This is a genomic window from Herbaspirillum lusitanum, from assembly GCF_026127345.1.
Classification (GTDB): domain Bacteria; phylum Pseudomonadota; class Gammaproteobacteria; order Burkholderiales; family Burkholderiaceae_D; genus Herbaspirillum; species Herbaspirillum lusitanum.
Map to the genome: position 1 here is coordinate 62,628 of NZ_QXFG01000014.1, position 17,776 is coordinate 80,403.

Annotated in this window: 12 protein-coding genes; 10 read left to right on the forward strand and 2 right to left on the reverse strand. The window is 57.6% G+C overall.

What is annotated here, in order from left to right:
- The first annotated feature begins 61 nt into the window (after positions 1-61).
- The 10 genes from DXT88_RS19790 to DXT88_RS19835 all read left to right on the forward strand — a co-directional run bounded on the left by DXT88_RS19790 (position 62) and on the right by DXT88_RS19835 (position 15,323).
- Complete coding sequence (locus tag DXT88_RS19790; protein WP_265215714.1) at positions 62-5,440, forward strand: DUF4347 domain-containing protein; 5,379 nt, start codon at positions 62-64, stop codon at positions 5,438-5,440.
- On the forward strand, positions 5,437-6,822 hold the full coding sequence (locus DXT88_RS19795; RefSeq protein WP_265215715.1) for an efflux RND transporter periplasmic adaptor subunit: 1,386 nt from the start codon (positions 5,437-5,439) through the stop codon (positions 6,820-6,822). Before DXT88_RS19790 ends, DXT88_RS19795 begins: the two co-directional genes overlap by 4 nt.
- Positions 6,823-6,827: 5 nt before the next feature.
- Complete coding sequence (locus tag DXT88_RS19800; RefSeq protein WP_265215716.1) at positions 6,828-8,930, forward strand: HlyD family efflux transporter periplasmic adaptor subunit; 2,103 nt, start codon at positions 6,828-6,830, stop codon at positions 8,928-8,930.
- A 271-nt stretch (positions 8,931-9,201) separates the two neighbouring features.
- The gene (locus DXT88_RS19805; protein ID WP_029363672.1) at positions 9,202-10,356 is read left to right on the forward strand and encodes a hypothetical protein; all 1,155 of its coding nucleotides are present in this window, start codon (positions 9,202-9,204) and stop codon (positions 10,354-10,356) included.
- Positions 10,357-10,485: 129 nt separating this feature from the next.
- A complete protein-coding gene (locus tag DXT88_RS19810) occupies positions 10,486-11,157 on the forward strand; it encodes a hypothetical protein (protein ID WP_157137890.1) in 672 nt (223 codons plus the stop codon).
- Positions 11,158-11,235: 78 nt separating this feature from the next.
- Complete coding sequence (locus tag DXT88_RS19815) at positions 11,236-11,715, forward strand: hypothetical protein (RefSeq protein WP_265215717.1); 480 nt, start codon at positions 11,236-11,238, stop codon at positions 11,713-11,715.
- A gap of 544 nt (positions 11,716-12,259) precedes the next feature.
- The gene (locus tag DXT88_RS19820; protein WP_265215718.1) at positions 12,260-13,132 is read left to right on the forward strand and encodes a hypothetical protein; all 873 of its coding nucleotides are present in this window, start codon (positions 12,260-12,262) and stop codon (positions 13,130-13,132) included.
- 805 nt (positions 13,133-13,937) lie between these two features.
- Entirely contained in the window at positions 13,938-14,387 is a 450-nt protein-coding gene (locus DXT88_RS19825) for a hypothetical protein (protein ID WP_265215719.1), read from the forward strand.
- A gap of 76 nt (positions 14,388-14,463) precedes the next feature.
- The gene (locus tag DXT88_RS19830) at positions 14,464-14,787 is read left to right on the forward strand and encodes a DUF7660 family protein (RefSeq protein ID WP_265215720.1); all 324 of its coding nucleotides are present in this window, start codon (positions 14,464-14,466) and stop codon (positions 14,785-14,787) included.
- Positions 14,788-14,843: 56 nt separating this feature from the next.
- The gene (locus tag DXT88_RS19835) at positions 14,844-15,323 is read left to right on the forward strand and encodes an SMI1/KNR4 family protein (protein WP_265215721.1); all 480 of its coding nucleotides are present in this window, start codon (positions 14,844-14,846) and stop codon (positions 15,321-15,323) included.
- Positions 15,324-15,421: 98 nt separating this feature from the next.
- Here the strand turns inward: DXT88_RS19835 and DXT88_RS23425 are convergent, their stop codons facing one another.
- A complete protein-coding gene (locus DXT88_RS23425) occupies positions 15,422-17,011 on the reverse strand; it encodes a methyl-accepting chemotaxis protein (RefSeq protein ID WP_321161124.1) in 1,590 nt (529 codons plus the stop codon).
- 144 nt (positions 17,012-17,155) lie between these two features.
- Positions 17,156-17,767 carry an ANTAR domain-containing response regulator gene (locus DXT88_RS19850; protein WP_265215722.1) on the reverse strand — a complete coding sequence of 204 codons (612 nt, stop codon included), beginning with the start codon at positions 17,765-17,767 and terminating at the stop codon, positions 17,156-17,158.
- Between the last annotated feature and the right edge of the window lie 9 nt (positions 17,768-17,776).

Consider the following 17,776-nt stretch of genomic DNA (forward strand, 5'->3'; position numbering starts at 1 on the left):
TTGTCTAGGTTTTCAGTCGTCGTTTTCAGTAGTTTCAATGCGCCTCTTTCAGGAGCAAGCCATGGAATCAGTGATCTCTTCCCTGCGTCGCGCCGCCGGCACCGCCGCCACCCGTCGCCCCTTGCGTCATGCGTCGCAGTTGCTGTCGCTGGAGCAGCGCTTCATGTTCGACGGCGCCGTCGCCGATGCGGCGCACGCTGCCCAAGCGCACGATGCGCCGCCGCCACCGGTACCGCCGGCAGTGACCGTGCGCGCCGCCGATCCGGCCAAGGATGAGGGCAAGAAGGAAGTGGTGCTGGTCGATACCTCCGTGGCCAATTACAAGACCCTGGAAGCCGGTGTGCGCGACGGCGTCGGCATCGTCGAGTTCGACGGCAGCAAGGACGGCCTGGCGCAGATTGCGCAATGGGCGGCGACGCAAAGCGGGCTGGACGCGATCCATATTTTGTCGCACGGCTCGCAGGGCACCGTCAACCTCGGCACCGCGCGCCTGACCGACGCGTCGCTGTCGTCGACCACCGTGCAAGCGGAACTGGCGCAACTGGGACAAGCGCTGAGCGCCGACGGCGACTTGATGCTGTACGGCTGCGACGTCGCCGCCGGCGACCATAACGCGCTGCTGGCCGACCTGGCGCGCGCCACCGGCGCCGATGTTGCCGCGTCCCGCGATGCGACCGGCGCGGCGGCCAAAGGCGGCAACTGGACGCTGGAGGTGCATGAAGGCAAGATCGACACCAAAACCCTGGACATTTCCGGCTATCAGGATGTACTCACCCTGATCAGCCTCACCGGCGCCGATGCCGACTACACCTCGACCACTATCGTAAAACAGGTCAACGGCCAAAATATCACCTTTTCAGGCGGTGGCGCCGCCGGCGGCCTGGGCGTAGATAGCTCTTATGGTTCAGACGGCGTGTACGCCTATGACGGCCCCGTCAACGAGGTCAAGCTGACCATTACCGCCGCAGCCGGCTACTCGTTTGACCTCAGTTCATTTGATGTCGGCGTCGAGTCCCACAGCCTGAAGATAGACTTTACGTATGCCGACGGTACGACGGACACCCTGACGGTCAACTCGCTGGCCAGCGCCTGGCAAACGTTATCCAATGCAGGCCTGAGCAAGCCGATCAATGACGTCAAGCAGGTTGTGTTCAGCTCCAGCGAGTTCGGCTTGTTCCAGAACTTTGACATCACCGACGTCAAGCTGCTGCCGCCGACGGCCAAAGTCAACGGCGCCAGCCTGAGCACCGACAGCGGCAGCGGTGCCGCCGGCACCAGCAGCGACTTCATCACCAACACGGCGGCGCAGACCATCAGCGGCACACTGTCGGCCAGCCTCGGCAGCGGCGAGAAGGTCGAGGTATCGTATAACAACGGCAGCACCTGGAGCGACGCCACCTCCTACACGGTCGGCAGCAACACCTGGAGCACCACCACCACGCTTGCCGGCAGCAGCACCTTTATTGCCCGCGTCACCAACGGCAGCACCACCAGCACCGCCTACTCGCACACCTACACGCTCGACACCACGGCGCCCACCACCAGTTTCAGCGGCTACTCGCTGTCGGCCGACACCGGCACCCCCGCCGACCTGATCACCAAGACCGCCAGCCAGACTATCGGCGCCACGCTGAGCGGCGCGCCGGCCGGCACCGACCTGGTATGGGGGTCGACCGACAACGGCAACACCTGGACCGACGTCACCAGCAAGGTCAGCGGCACCACGCTGACCTGGACCGGCGCCACGCTGGACGCCACCAACCAGACGCTGCGCTTCAAGGTGACCGACGCCGCCGGCAACGACAGCGGCGTCAGCCTCCAGGCCTATACGCTCGACACCACCGCCCCCACCACCACCATCGCCAGCGTCGCTTTCTCCAACGACAGCGGCACCGCCGGCGACTTCATCACCAACATGGCTTCGCAGACCGTCAGCGGCACGCTGTCGGCCAACCTGGTGGCCGGTGAAACCGTACTGGTCTCGCTTGACAACGGCGCCAGCTGGGCCGCCGCCACCGCCACGGTGGGCACCAGCACCTGGTCGCTGGGCGGCCGCACGCTGACCACCAGCAGCACGCTCAAGGTCAAGGTCAGCGACACCGCCGGCAACGACGGCACCGTCAAGAACCAGGCCTATGTCTACGACATCACCGCGCCCACCACCACCTTCAGCGGCCTGGCCCTGTCGGCCGACAGCGGCACCGCCGGCGACTTCATCACCAACGTCGCGAGCCAGACCATCAACGCCACGCTGAGCGGCGCGTTGAGCGCCGGCGATGTGCTGTGGGGCTCGCTCGACAACGGCAACAGCTGGACCGACATCACCAGCAAGGTCTCCACCACCACGCTGGCCTGGAACGGCGTCACGCTGACCGGCAGCGACACGCTGCAACTGAAGGTGGTCGACGCCGCCGGCAATACAAGCGCGGTGCGCAGCCAGGCCTATGTGCTCGACACCAGCGCCCCGGCCACACCGGGTACGCCGGTGCTGGCCAGCGCCAGCGACAGCGGCGCCTCGAACAGCGACGGCATCACCAGCGACAACACGCCCACTTTCACCGGCACCGGCGAGAACGGCAGCACCGTCACCATTTATGACGGCGTCACGCTGCTGGGCACCGCCACCGTCGCCGCCGGCAACTGGAGCTTCACCTCGGGCGCGCTGAGCAACGCCAGCCATACGATCACGGCGGTCGCCTCCGATACCGCCGGCAACACCTCGGCCGCCTCCGCCGCGCTGGTCATCACGGTCGATACCGCCGCGCCGGTCGTCAATACGGTCGGCGTGCCGACCAACGGCACTTACTACACCGGCGGTGCGCTGGACCTGACGGTCAACTTCAACGAGGCGGTCACCGTCGACACCACCAGCGGCATGCCCAGCATCGCCATCACGGTTGGCGGCGCCACCCGTCAGGCGGTGTACGTGTCGGGTTCCGGCACCGGCGCGCTGCTGTTCCGCTACACCGTGGTCAATGGCGACGCCGACGCCGACGGCATCACGATCGGGGCGCTCTCGCTCAACAGCGGCAGCATCAAGGACACCGCCGGCAACAACGCGGTGACCACTCTCAACGCGGTCGGCGCCACCACCGGCGTCAATGTCGACGGCTCGCAACCGAGCATCACCAACGTCAGCGCCAGCACCTCGGACGGCGCCTACGGCACTGGCCAGACGGTGACCATCACCGTTGATTTCAGCAGCGCGGTGAATGTCGACACCACCGGCGGCACGCCGACCCTGGCGCTCAACGGCGGCGGCAGCGCCACCTACACCGGCGGCTCGGGCGGCACCACGCTGAGCTTTACCTACGTGGTGGGCGCCGGTCAGAACAGCGCCGACCTCGATGTCAGCAGCACCAGCGCCTTGTCGCTGAACGGCGCCACCATCATTGAAGCCGGCGGCGCCCACCAGAACGCCTCGGTGACGCTGCTCACGCCGGGCGCGGCCGGCTCGCTGGGCGCCAACCGCGACATCATCATCGACACCACGGCGCCCACCAACGTCGTCGACGCCGCCATCTTCTCGGCCGACACCGGCACCTCCGGCACCGATTTGATCACCAAGACCGCGGCCCAGACCGTCAGCGGCACGCTGGCGTCCAACCTGACGGCCGGCGAACACGTCTATGTCTCACTCGACAACGGCGGCAGTTGGAATCTCGCCGCCACCACCGTCGGCACCAAGGGCTGGTCGTTGGCCGGCGTGACCTTGACCGGCAGCGGCACGCTGAAGGTGCGCGTCAGCGACGACGCCGGCAACCAGGGCACCGCCTATACCCAATCCTATGTGCTCGACACCACGGCGCCGACAATCAGCTTCAGCGGCATCGCGCTGTCGGCCGACAGCGGCGTCGCCGGCGACCTGATCACCAACACTGCGGCGCAAACCATCACCGCCACGCTGAGCAGCGCACCGGCCGCCGGCGATGTGGTATACGGTTCGCTCGACAATGGCGCCACCTGGACCGACGTCACCAGCAAAGTCAGCGGCACCACGCTGACTTGGAACGGCGTCACATTGGCCTCCAGCGACACCTTGCAGCTGCGCGTCACCGACGCCGCCGGCAACAATGGCGCCGCCACCAACCGGGCTTACGTGCTCGACACCACCGGTCCCGTCACCTCTGTCGCCAGCGTCGTCTTCTCGGCCGACAGCGGCGCGTCGGCCAGCGACTTCATCACCAAAACCGCCGCGCAGACCGTCAGCGGCACGCTGTCGGCCAACCTGGCGGCTGGCGAAACCGTCCAGGTCTCGCTCGACAACGGCGCCACCTGGGCCGCCGCCACCGCCGTGGTGGGCACCAGTGCCTGGTCGCTGGCCGGACAGACGCTTACCGCCAGCGACACGCTGCTGGTCAAGGTCTCCGATGCCGCTGGCAACGATGGCGCCGTGAGCAGCCAGGCTTATGTCTACGATACCGTGGCGACTGTGCCGACGGTCGACACACTGCAGACCGGCAGCCTGACCCCCACACTGACCGGCCACGCAACACTGGCCGCCGGCGAAACCCTGACGGTCACCGTCGGCGGCGCCACCTATGACGTCGTGCCGGTGGCCGGCAGCTGGAGCCTGGATCTGGCGACCGCCGTGCCTGCCAGCGGTGCGCTGGGACTGGTGCTGAACAGCCGCTACCAGGTCACGGCCACCGTCACCGACCTCGCCGGAAACGTCGCCAGCGACGCCAGTGCCAATGAACTTACTGTGGGGACGATTGCGCAAGCGCTGCCGCCATCGACGACCCCTGAGTTGCCGCCGCCACTGCCCACGCAGACGCAACTTCCACAATTACCGTCAACGACAGGCTTGGGTGATACGCCGCCTGTGCCCCCGATCACGGCCGCCTCTGTCCTCACCTCTGTGCCGATGTCACCGGGCGGTTGGGGCAGTGGATTGGGACAGGGAGCATCCTTGCCTGATGCCGCAGCGCTGCCCGATATCGTGGATGTTGCGACTGGTCGTGCGGATCTGATCGGCAACGATCGTGTACTGATCAGCAACACGCCGCTGCCCGACCTCAGTGCGTCGAGCGGCGCACGCATTTCCTATCAGGTGGCGGCTGACGCCTTCACCTACGGCGGCGACGCCGGCAGCGTGCAATTGAGCGCCGTCCAGGCGGACGGCAAGCCCTTGCCCGGCTGGCTCAAATTCGACGCCAAGGAAAGGCGTTTTGAAGGCACGCCGCCTATTGGCTTCGAGGGCACGCTGAGTTTCTCGGTCACTGCGCGCGACGCCCAGGGCCGCGTTGCGGTCCAGGTATTCAAGATTGTGGTGAGCAAAGACGGGCGCGGCGGACAACGGGCGCAGCTGGAACGCGGCGTGTCCGAACCCGTTGGTCGCGCTGGACTGAGCGAACAACTCAGATCGGCGCATGCTGCGGGCGCCGACCGTCTGGCGCTGTTATCGTCCAAGCACGGAGCGGCGAGATTGCGCGCATGAACGCAGGTCCGGTCTTCAATCCACTGCTGAGCTTGCTGGAACTGGCGCAACGCGCCCGTGCGGCGGGCAGCGTGAATGAGTTGGCGTTCCTGGCCGTCAACGACAGCCGTGCGCTGGCGCCGTATCGCCAGTCGGCGTTGTGGTTTGGCGTCGGCGGCATCCATACCCTGTCCGGCGTGGTCGCGGTCGAATCGAATGCGCCCTACGTGCAATGGCTCACACAACTGTGTCGCGCGCTGGCGGAGCAGCACGGTTCAGCGACGCCGGTGAATGTCGATCCTGCGCAGTTGCCGACCACCGTGACCGCGGCGTGGGACGAGTGGCTGCCGCAATACGTTGCGTGGGTACCGCTGCGGAGCGTGCGTGGTGCAACCGCCTCTGTGGATGCTTCCAGCAGCGCCGGTTTGCTGCTGGCGGGCGACAGCGCGCTCGGCGCCGAGCAGTTGGCCTTGCTGGCCGAATGGATGGACATCTGGCAGCATGCCTGGCGCACTTCGCCCGAGACCGCACGCTGGTCGGCGGCCGACTTGCCGCAAGCGCTGCGCAACTGGTGGCGCGTGCCGCTGCGCTCGACCCGCTGGCGTCGCCGCGCGGTGGTCGCTGCCGCGGTGTTGGGCATCTTACTGTTCCCGGTGCATCTGAGTGTGCTGGCGCCGGGTGAACTGGTCGCGGCCAATCCGGCGACCATCCGCGCGCCGTTGGATGGCGTGATCGCGGAGTTTGCAGTGCGCCCCAATCAGACGGTGACGGCAGGCCAGTCCTTGTTTTCCTTCGATCAGGCGCCGGTCGCGAGCAAGCTGGACGTCGCGCGCGAAGCGCTGGCGACTGCGCAAGCCGAATACCGGCAAGCGGCCCAGCTGGTGCTCAACGATCCGCGCGCCAAGGCGCAACTGGCAGGCTTGCTCGGCCGGGTCGCCGAAAAGCAGGCGCAGGCGGCATTTCTGGAAGGCCAGGCCCAACGCTCGCGGGTCCAAGCGCCGCAGGCCGGCATTGCCTTGTTCGACGATCCTTCCGAATGGATAGGCCGGCCGGTCCAGACCGGCGAGCGCATCATGCAAATTGCCGCGCCCAACGATGTCGAAATCGAAGCCTGGGTGCCGATCGGCGACGCCATTCCCTTGCCCGACAAGGCGCCGCTGCATTTGTATCTGTCCGCGGCGCCGATGACGCCGCTATCCGGCACGCTGCGCTACATGGGACATCGCGCCACCGCGCGTCCCGACGGCACCTACGCGTACCGGGTGCGCGCCAAAATTGACGGTGCCACCGCGCAGCGCATCGGCCTCAAAGGCACTGCAAAGCTGGTGGGCGATCGGGTACCGCTGGTGTATTGGATGCTGCGACGGCCGCTCGCCAGCATCCGGCAGTTTCTTGCCCTGTGACCGTGATGCCAGGCAAGCTTCCCGACCTGCGGGAAGAATTATCGATCAGCCCCGGGCCGCGTCTGTTCGACGGCCAGCCGAGCTGGACCTTGCACGATCCGGTGCGCAATGTTTTTTTTCAGCTCGACTGGCCCAGTTTCGAAATGCTGAGCCGCTGGCATCTGAACGACGCCGCAGCCATCGTCGACGCCATCAATCGCGACACCGCCCTGCAACTCGACCACGAGGCATTCGGAAATTTCCTGCTGTTCTTGCGCGAGCAGAACCTGTTGCAGGTGACGCCCGGATCGGCTGCTGCCTTTGCCGCGTCGCGCGCTAGACAGCGCGGCAGCCTGTTCCAGTGGCTGCTGCACAACTACCTGTTCTTCCGCATTCCGCTGGTGCGCCCGGATGCCTGGCTGACCTGGCTGCAACCGCGCCTGGCCTTTCTGTTCAGCCCGACCTTCCGTCGCCTGACGGTCGCCGCCGGCATCTTTGGACTGCTCGGCGCCTATCGCGAATGGGATCGCTTCGCCGGCACGCTGATGGATACGCTGAGCTGGGAAGGCGCTGCGATGTATGGCGTGGCCGTAGTGTTTGCAAAGACCTGTCACGAACTGGGGCACGCGCTGACGGCCAAACGTTATGGCTGCCGCGTGCCGACCATGGGGCTGGCGTTCCTGGTAATGTGGCCGGTGGCATATACGGACACCAACGAGGTCTGGAAACTGCCGCGCCGCGGACAGCGTCTGGCGGTGGCCGGCGCCGGCATCGTCACCGAAATGGGCATCGCCGCCTGGGCCACGCTGGCCTGGGTCTGGCTGCCTGAAGGCGGCATCCGCCAAGCGGCTTTCTTGCTTTCCACCACCACATGGATTTCGACGCTGGCGATCAACGCCAGTCCGTTCATGCGCTTCGACGGATATTACATCCTGTCGGACTACCTGGGTTTGCCCAATTTACACAATCGCTGTTTCGCGCTGGCGCGCTGGGATCTGCGCGAGCGCCTGTTCGCGCTCGGCGAGCCGCCGCCGGAAGTGTTCCCGCCACACCGCCGGATCGGCTTGATCCTGTTTGCCTGGACGGTGTGGATTTACCGGCTGGTGCTGTTTCTCGGCATCGCCGCGCTGGTCTACCATTTCTTCATCAAGGCGGTCGGCATCCTGTTGTTCATCGTGGAAATGGTCTGGTTCGTGTCGCTGCCGCTCTGGAACGAAATGCAGGCTTGGCGTCGGCGTAGGTCGGCGCTCAGGCATAGCCGCCGGGCACGCTGCAGCGCCGTGCTGGCAGTAGCGCTGGCGCTGCTGTTCCTGCTGCCGTGGCCGGATCGCATCCGCACGTCCGGCATGCTGCAGCCGCAGACGCATATGGCGCTGTATGCACCGCCGCAATCCCAGGTCGAGTCGCTGCCGGTCTCGAACATGCAACAGGTGCCGGCCGGCCAGACTTTGCTGGGCCTAGGTTCTGCGGAACTGGACTTGCGCACCGGCGAGACTGACGCGCGCCAGCAATCCTTGTCGTGGCAATCGGCGGCAGCCGGTTTTGACGCCGCCACGCGCAAGGACTGGCAGGTGCTCAACGATCAGCTGGTTTTTTCACAGGCCGAGCAAGCCGCGGTCGGCGCCGATTTCCAACGCTACCGGCCGACCGCGCCGTATGCCGGAGTGCTGGTCGACGTCGATCCCGATTTACGCGTGGGCCAATGGCTAACAAATCGCGAGTACCTCGGTTCGCTGGTCGCGGCAGGAAAGTGGCAGGTCGTCACCTACGTCGGCGAAGACGCCGTGCATCGCATCGCGCCGGGCGACCGGGCGCTGTTCATCGCGGATGGACTTGGCAGTCGCACATTGTCTCTGACGGTAGCCAGCATCGACCGCGACGCCACCCGCACGCTGGGCGAGCCGGAACTGGCGACCATGTTCGGCGGCGACGTCCTGGCGCGAGAGAAGAGCGGTGTGATTTATCCCGAACAGGCGGTGTTCCGGGTGGCGCTTCACGTCGCGGAACCGCTCCCGGCCGAACAACAGGAATGGCGTGGGAAAGTGACGATCGCCGGCAAATGGGAAGTACCGGCGCTCAGATTCTTGCGTACTGCGGCTTCGGTGGCGTGGCGTGAAGCTGGATTTTGAGGCGGCATGAAACAGGGAATAGACTAATCAGCAACGTGCGAATTAGTTAGGTGGCTGGATACACGCCATGCCAAAATCGGACAGCGCTAAATCAGCGCTCAAGGTCCGCAATCGGCCAGAAGCCGACATCGAAAATGATGGGCATCACCTGGCTTTAGCGATGATTCGGAAAATTTGTGCGAACGCGAATTTCAGCAACGTAAATTGCTTGACTGTGAACGGCCAGACATCAACATTTGTTGCAACCGCATAACGCACATCTTTCATCAAAATGAATAACACAATTAAAAAAATCATTGTGATATTTTTCTCGACCCTCTGTGCGGCTCCTGCGTTGGCTGCTTCCGCAAATGGAATTTGCTCGGGGCTTTCAGAATACCTGGCAAATCCGGGCAAATTGGCATTGCCGGATCCCGCTCGCACGCCAAACCCGCTAGAACAGCAACTCATTAAAAAATCGGATATCGAGTTGCTTTCCCGTACTGACTATGACATGGGCGCTTCTGTCGTCGATACCGATAACGATGGAAAGAACGAGATTTTTGTATGGAATGTCGATGGAACGGGGCGATTTGCAACAATAGAGATCTTCGAGATGACGTCGGAGAAAAATGGCCATATCGATCACCTCGTTTCCAAGGGCAGCATCTCTTCCGGCGTTCTTGTGACACCGCATTTCATACGCTTCAAAGGCGTGAATTACCTGGTGTCGACAGACACCGGCGACCAGGAAGGCCTGCGCGTGAGTCAGATAGAGAAACTTGAAAACGGCGAGTATCAGCTGCGAACGCTTTGCAATATGACCACTGTTGTGACGCCGGATGCGCAGTGCCGACATCCGGCCTGCAAGGAGTTGCAACACCAAATGGCCAACAAGAGTTCGAATGCGAGATTTATCGACGTGGAATGGCCGCACAAATACTTTGCGCCGGCCGGTCTGGCGACCTACTTCGAAGAGGCAGATGGAGATTTCGACAACACCGGGCAATCGTCTACGATATGGCGCATTGGCAGAGAAGACTATGCATTCGAGAATATATACTGGGATTTTCTAGGACTAGGCGAGGAAAAGCCGCCAGTTGATCAGAAATTGCACGCTGAAGCGGAAAAGGGCTCCGGTCGACGCGTGTTGCCCGGGCATCAACATGAGCGTTTGAGTAATGTTCTGAATCAGCAAAGCGCCACGCTGAGCTCCCAGCTACAGCAAACAATCACGCTTCCAAAGCAAGGGGAATTTTTCTTATTTCAGGCAAATCAAGGCAGAACATATTGGGCTTGGGACTTTGGTGGGCCTCCTTATGGTTCAGAAATTCATATCATGTACACCAATGCCAAACGTTCCGATTACATAGGCGTGGTTAGATTAGCACGCAGCTCTTTTTTAGAGCGATGCACAAGCGATTGCGTCACCTTGTTGAGTCGATGATCCACACGGCATGGCTCCCACTGACTTGCACGGAAGTCCGTAGTCGGCCAGAAGCTGATGTTGACGACCCTAATTTGATTCCACATTACTCGTTCCTTCCTTAGTATTCATTTAGCGCATAAATACAAAATGAAGAATTTATTGTTTCTAATATTGGTGGCGGTTGGATTGACAGGTTGTGTGCACGACCGGGAAATTTATCCTGGCTCTCCGGCCTCCGGAGTTGACCCGCTAGCTAATTCGAATTCTCCGTGCCCGGATTTAAGTGGTGAGTATGAGTTCATTGCCTCGCTTCTAAAAGGCGACCAGAACGAAAAAATATATGGAAGAACCCATGGACTTGACTCTGTACTCCCAATTTCTGGATACGCGACCGAGTGGACAAAAATGATTCGGGGCTATCGGACGAAGGAAGGTACTCGTTTTCAAGAACGTCCGCGCTATGGGAAAATTACGCAAATAAGCGAGCGAGTCTATTTATTGAGTGTGTTCTACGACGACGGCCTTGCTGGCGAATATCATACTGACCTGACAGACAAGTCTAAATTTGTTTGCATGAACAATCGTCTGATTGGCGGAGGACGCAGTCAAAATTCGGGTAGTTCAGAATGGGGGAAAAACGATTCCAGCGGGATGTATCAGATATACAAAGACGAAGATGGAAATTTAGTCCGTGAGCAAATATCCCAAGTACATATGAACGCACTTTTGGGAATACCCACAGGAACGGCGGAGTATTTCTATACAATCCGCTTCAAAAAATTAAATCCGGATTCCGTCACTTCACCGCAAAAAAGATAAGGACTCGAAAAGTCCGCAATCGGCCAGAAGAAGACGTCTACAGAGCGCTTTTGCTAAATTTCAACCATAGATTACAAAATGCTTTTAAATTGGGATTCATTTACTCAGGCGCTTGGAAAGATGGAAACAGAGTCCTCTGTTGTCTCTCTTCTCTCTCAGATAGCTGAAGTTCCAGTTGTCACAAATTCACCCGATCAAGATAGCGACCCTTTAGGTAAAACAACGTTTTACAAGTTTGAGAGATCGGGTGTGGAAATTGGTTGGAGAGAGAAAAAACTACATCACATCCATTTCTTTGTCCAAGCTGAGGATGAATACGAATGCTATGCGGGGCCGATTACCTACGATTTTAATTTCGATTCAATAGAGTCAACAGTCGTTGCGGCATTGGGCTTACCTTTCAGTTCGGGTGGAGGGAAAAACATGCCCCTCTTGGGATACATGCACAAGTGGCTAAAGTATGAGAACGAACTCTATTCAATTCGGTTTGAATTCTCCAAGGATGGCTCACTACGTAAAGTTTCATTGATCTCACCGAGTTTTGTGCAAGGAGTTTGAGGAGTTTGACTGGCAGCAATCGGCCGGAAGCGGTCGCCCAATATCACATAAAGGCACGTTGATCCGTTTTTCTTGATTGGCCGCGGGACTACTCAGATATCCAAAGTCAGATAAAAAGTAGCGATGTAGTTTGCTTCATATTCTTAGTATCTTGCGATTTCTTGCAATTCAGGCATTTCCATGCGGAAAATGTTTCTGTATAAACAAAGCCAACTTTGCACGTTTGGTTTTTGACAAAAAGAGAGCTGCAGTTACCGCAGTTTCCTGAGAAGAATTACGGCTCTACCTGCGCGAATTTCCAGAGCTAAGTCATACAAGAAATAATCTAGGAAGTTGGGACGGGGTCCTCATCTTTTATCTGCTCTAGGCGTATAGCCTTGTGTACGGTATTTATACAAATATCAAACGCATACGCGACAGGCGCCCTCACCGAGAGTGGCATGACGACGACGGTAGCGTACGCCGACGGTTCGTCACTATTTTGTGTGGTTTGAGATGGAAGCCGATTCAGGCTTGATGCAAGTGCAAGTGCGGGTTCATTAACATGACATCAGAAAAATATAATTTCCCCTTTCAACATTTGGATGTACCGGCGGCACCCAATGCCGACGTTTCGATTCCACCTCGCCCCGCGAGCATCACGATAATTGTCTATTTGCAGCTCTTTGGACTAGGCAACCTCGCAATCTACTTCCTACTGTTTGGACGCTATTTGCAGCAGGTTGCGCTTATCCCGGATGCACCTGTATCGGCCGAGGTGCAATGGCAATTGTTCACCGCGATATGCTGCGCCTCTTTCTTCACTTCGGTGGGGCTTCTTTGGGCGCATCGATGGGCTCGTGTTGCCTACATCATTTGGGGAGCCTCGGGCCTCTTGTTGATTACCTTCCTGAATTGGAAAGCTCAATTGAACTTCATTTCGCAACTGCTGATTTGTGTTCCGCTGTTTGCGGTATGTATTTATTTTCTCTATTGCGATGATGCCAAGAGCTACTTCAGATCTGCCAATATGCGACGTCCGAGAGCATCCAACAGACGACGATGCGGTAGGTGTTTATATTTATTGGCCGTCGTCTTTGTATTCTGGAGTCTTAACGCGGTTGTCTTGGGGATTACCGTGATTTATCCCCAGACAGTTGGCCGCGACAAACTTGCGTTTCTTGCCTTGCCGGTCATTCTTATTGCGGAATGGGTTGGGAAAAGTCCCGGGGCCTTGTCGCGACTAAACATCCTGGCGATCACTTTCGCTGTGTATTTGCTACAAACATATTTATGCAAATACTTTTTGCTGCACGGCGTTCAAATGGAACCGTCGCTCTTGCAACTCAGGAATTGGTCTCTCGGATTTAGCGGTTTCGCGTTAATTCTCGCTTATTTGCAATACCGAATCGACCGCGTAACTGTGGCCTTACGATGATCGTTTTCAAATCTATTTTCAAACTAAAAAGTAAACCTATCTATGCGTCTGCTAAATGTCATATTTATCTCTGCGTTATCGCTTTTCTTGGCAAGCTGCGCAACAGACGGACCAATTCCAGAAGGTTTCAAGTCGGTCACTGAAACCGGAAGGCAGTTTACATTCGCTATTCCTCAGGGGTGGAAAAGGGATGCTCGAAATTCCTATAAGTTTGGTTTAGACACAGTGTTTTATGAAGTTCATCCAGTTACCCCAGGAACTGTGCGCAATTGCCTCCCACCATTTAACAGCCCCGGACGGTCAGAGAAATTCCAATTTACTCTGATCGATATACATCCCTACGATAATGGCTCAATCAACGGGTGCCAGTATATTGTGGACTATCTGAATTTAGAAAATAATGTGGTTTGGAGGCATACGACATTCCAATTCATAGTAAATCGACAGCAGGTGAGTTTTGTAGTAGTTGCGCCGAAAGAGTCCTTCGATGCGAAAGAATCTTACGACGAAAATTTCACAAAGACCATCATAGATTCAATAGCAATTAATCACGGGCTGTAATCTCTCTCGATCGTTCGTCCCTTGCGGATTGTTGGATTTTTCTGTCGATTTCAGGTGGCCAAGATTGAAACAAGGGCGTTACGACCCTGCCGGTTCGAACATTGACTGGTAGCGTCTGGCCAGGAGCAGGCATCTCAGATAGACAAACTGTTATCTGTGCATGCGCTAGCTTGCTAACGCAATTCGGCTTGCCATTTTCGCTTCCCGACAAGAACAGCCTTATTTCTTCTACTCTAGCTCACCCATGTCAGATAGCTTTCTGTGTTTTGTTCCGGCTGACCCGCACTACGTTCCTGATGACGAGGCCACGCTAGCGGCAAAAGAAATGCTGGCGTCGCTATTCCCACTAGCCGAGTCGATTATTGCTACTCAGCATTTGGAGGTTTCATTTATCGATGCAGGGGAGAATTGGGATGGAGTTCGCTGCCCAATTTGCGACACGGATATGGAGCCGTGGTGGAGTGATGCAATGTCACAAGTGCACAGCAATAAATTTTCAGACCTAATTATTCGTACTCAATGTTGCGACAAGAACGTATCCCTTAATGAACTTTACTACATATGGCCAGTTGCCTTTGCTAAATACGTTTTGGAAGTTATGAATCCCAATGTCGTTGGCATTGAAGACAATGCCCTGAAAAAATTGAGCCAAATACTAGGATGCGAGATAAAGCAGATTATCGCGAGAGTTTAGTTTTCGATAGTCCGCACCGGCAAGAAGCAGACTTCAAGAGAGACAAATTCCTGAGGAAGATAAAGGAAAATACTAGATGCCTCACGCAGATATGAAGGAAGAAATGGCAATGCAGCTTGAACTTGCTCGAGATGCTGTGGTTGACGAAGCAAGCTTTATTCATTTTGTAAATGTGCTATCGACAGACTGGTTTACAGAAAATGAATTGCACGCTATTCCGCCTCAAGCCCCATATTCTGCGGGAGCATTAGGCTGGGAAAATGGCAATATTGGTGCTTTTTTAGAAGCATCTGCCAGTTGGGCAGAGAGTTCAAAGAATGGACTGCGCTTCTACGATGTGCCGTCAAATCATTGGCGTAGATTTGCCGATATCCTTTTTATGGGGAAAATCTACGAATGACTGCCGAGGTCCGTAATCGGCGGAAGCTGATAAAAAAATTTCTATGATGGTGAATCTTGAAGAAACGTACCGTGGGGATGTTGTTTGATGGATTAGTGCAGCGTGGGACTATTTTGTCCTCGAGTATGTTAGGTTGCACAGATCAGGAAATTGCCGCATTAGAGCGCCATTTTGGTTGTACGTTGCCAGCAACGTACAGGGAGTTCATCGCCATCGCTGGAAGGCGGGCTGGAAAATTGTTCGCTGGAACCGATATATTTTATCCCCGTGTATTGCAGCTTCAGTCAGAGGCGCTAATCCTACTTCAAGGACTTAAAAAGTCCTCAGTCATCCCCGCGGATGCGAAGGTATTCTGCATGCATCAGGGTTATGAAATTAACTACTTTTCCCCTGTAGCTGATGATCCGCCCGTGTTTCAGTTTTTTGAAGGACAAAGTGTGGCAACTAAACCTTGGGAATCTTTTTCAGAATTCATTGAGGCGTCGGTTGATGAACATTTGAAACAATGGAAAAACCTAGACAACGAGTGTCCGTAATCGGCCAGAAGCAGCCATCGAACAAGAAACATTACTGGCCGCAAGTGTTGCCGTATACCCGGAAATGGTTCTAACCGGAAAGCCATTGCAGCGCAAATTTATGGCAGCGATAACAACACGGCTGACCTTGTATCCGGCTTGCCATCGATCGCGATTTTGAACGTACCCACAACACGTCCAAGCCCGGCAGCCTGCTTCTCCATACTGTCGGCTGCAGCGGCAGCCTGTTCGACCAACGCCGAATTTTTTTGTGTCATGTCATCCATTTGACCGATCGCCAGATTGATCTGTTCGATGCCTTCACTTTGCTCGCGGCTGGCGTAACTAATTTCCGTCATGATGTCGGCCACGTGTTGAACGCCGACCACAATGCGCGCCATCGATGCACCAGCCTCTTCCGCCAGTTTGCTGCCCTGGTCTATCTTTCCTGTCGTGTTGCCGATCAGGTCTTTGATTTCTTTGGCGGAATTGGCGGAGCGATGCGCCAGGTTACGTACTTCTGCCGCGACCACGGCAAAACCACGCCCTTGCTCACCTGCACGCGCAGCTTCTACCGCTGCATTGAGCGCAAGAATATTGGTCTGAAATGCAATGCTGTCGATCATGCCCACGATGTCGGATATTTTATGGGAATGTTGCTTGATCAAACTCATGGTCTCCACCACCCGACCCACCACCACGCCACCCTGAGCGGCAGCATCGCTGGCAGACAGGACCAGTTGATTTGCTGCTTGCGCACTGTCCGCGTTTTTGCGGACTGCGTTGGTCAGCTCATGCATTGAACTGGCCGTCTCTTCGAGCGAGCTGGCTTGCGACTCGGTGCGATGCGAAAGATCCAGATTGCCTGCAGCGATTTCCTGAGAGGCGACGACCATGTTAGTTGTACTCGATTTGATGTTGGATACCATTATCAGCAAATTGGCCTGCATTGCCTGCAGGGAGCGCAGCAAATCGGTGATTTCATCGGCTCCTTCGAGCTTGATCCGATGCGACAAATCGCCACCTGCAATGTGGTCGGCAATGACGCCGGCGCGCTTGATCGGCCCCGAAATGGTCCTTGTGATGATCCATGCCGCCAGACTTCCGAGCAACACGATGCCAATTCCGATGGCGGCCATGCCGATCATCGCGCTGTGATAGTTGCGCAGCGATTCATCGTAGGCAACTTGCATTGCACCGTGCTGCTCTTGCGCCAGCGTGCCCAATGCCTGCATCCATTTTCCATGCGGTGTGTCGAAGTCATTTTGCAAGAGCGTGGCGGCGTCGAAGGTATTTCCTTGCGAGACGATGTTGCGGATCTTGTCAACGACCTGGAGCACGGAACTCTTGTCGGCGACAGTTTTTGCCAATGCGGTGCGCCCTGCTTCATCGGCAATGAGTTTTTTCGCCAGCGCCTCGGCCCGGGCATAGGCGGCCAGCGTGAGCGCCAGGTTGGCGGCTTCGCGGTCCGCCTCGGCCTGATTGACGGGTGTGGTGATCCTGCGCAGCACCAGCACCAGGGCGCGGCCCTGCTCGCGCATTTCGGTTGCCGCATCAAGGCTGGCGACCTTGGTGTTGACGATGAAGTCGGTCGAGTGCTGCAGCTGACTCATCCTCAGCATGCCCAGCGCCAGCAAGCCGATGGCGAACAGCAGCACCAGCCCGAATCCACAAGCCAGGCGCACGCCGATCTTGATGTCAGATATCATTTTCATAGCATCCCGATTCCAAAAAGTGCACGATGGCACAGATTCTCACATGAGCACGCAGCCGCCTTGCGCTGCAAATTACGGACGCAACAGTCCCCCCTCATTGCCGCGGCAATGAGCCCTGGCGCCGGTACGGCTTGACAACTAGATTTTTTTATCCCCGCTTAGCAAACCCATCTTGTCGAAGGCTTCGTTGGCACGGATCAAATCGGTCGCCACCTGCACGACCGGTATGCGCTGCGACGTTGCCTGTTTGCGGATGGCTTCGTAGGCTTCACTGGCAGTGATGCTCTTGCGCGCCACCAGGATGCCGATGGCTTTTTCGATTTCACGGCGTGAGCGCAAGGTGTCTTCCAGCCGTTTCACTTTATTGTTCAGGCGCTTCTTGTAGTCGTTGGACGAGCGCGCGAGCACCAGCGAGCTCAGAATGCCGAACGAGCGGAAAGGTTTGGTGATGACGGCGCTGGCATTGGTTTCCAGCAAGGCGCTGAGTACTGTCGGATTCTCATAGTCGATCAGAGCAATCAATGCCGCATCCGTCTCGGTGCAACACCATTCGGCGGTGACGGTTTGTTCCCTGTCGACCAGAAAGAATATGACGTCGGTATCGGCCGGACGTGTCGCGCAAAACGGCCATATCCAACGCACTTGGCAACCGATGCGCTTGAGCTGACCTTGCAAAATATCGCGATCCTCCCCGGGGGGATGAATCACCGCCACCCGCAAATGGCGCAAGTCTTCAAACAGTCTGCTCATGTCGCGTTC

Bases quoted from the DNA above. Each gene is read 5' to 3' on its own strand.
- DXT88_RS23425 (WP_321161124.1), bottom strand. From the start codon at position 17,011: ATGATATCTGACATCAAGATCGGCGTGCGCCTGGCTTGTGGATTCGGG.
- DXT88_RS19850 (WP_265215722.1), bottom strand. From the start codon at position 17,767: ATGAGCAGACTGTTTGAAGACTTGCGCCATTTGCGGGTGGCGGTGATT.
- DXT88_RS19795 (WP_265215715.1), top strand. From the start codon at position 5,437: ATGAACGCAGGTCCGGTCTTCAATCCACTGCTGAGCTTGCTGGAACTG.
- DXT88_RS19820 (WP_265215718.1), top strand. From the start codon at position 12,260: ATGACATCAGAAAAATATAATTTCCCCTTTCAACATTTGGATGTACCG.
- DXT88_RS19825 (WP_265215719.1), top strand. From the start codon at position 13,938: ATGTCAGATAGCTTTCTGTGTTTTGTTCCGGCTGACCCGCACTACGTT.
- DXT88_RS19805 (WP_029363672.1), top strand. From the start codon at position 9,202: ATGAATAACACAATTAAAAAAATCATTGTGATATTTTTCTCGACCCTC.
- DXT88_RS19815 (WP_265215717.1), top strand. From the start codon at position 11,236: ATGCTTTTAAATTGGGATTCATTTACTCAGGCGCTTGGAAAGATGGAA.
- DXT88_RS19800 (WP_265215716.1), top strand. From the start codon at position 6,828: ATGCCAGGCAAGCTTCCCGACCTGCGGGAAGAATTATCGATCAGCCCC.
- DXT88_RS19830 (WP_265215720.1), top strand. From the start codon at position 14,464: ATGCCTCACGCAGATATGAAGGAAGAAATGGCAATGCAGCTTGAACTT.
- DXT88_RS19810 (WP_157137890.1), top strand. From the start codon at position 10,486: ATGAAGAATTTATTGTTTCTAATATTGGTGGCGGTTGGATTGACAGGT.
- DXT88_RS19790 (WP_265215714.1), top strand. From the start codon at position 62: ATGGAATCAGTGATCTCTTCCCTGCGTCGCGCCGCCGGCACCGCCGCC.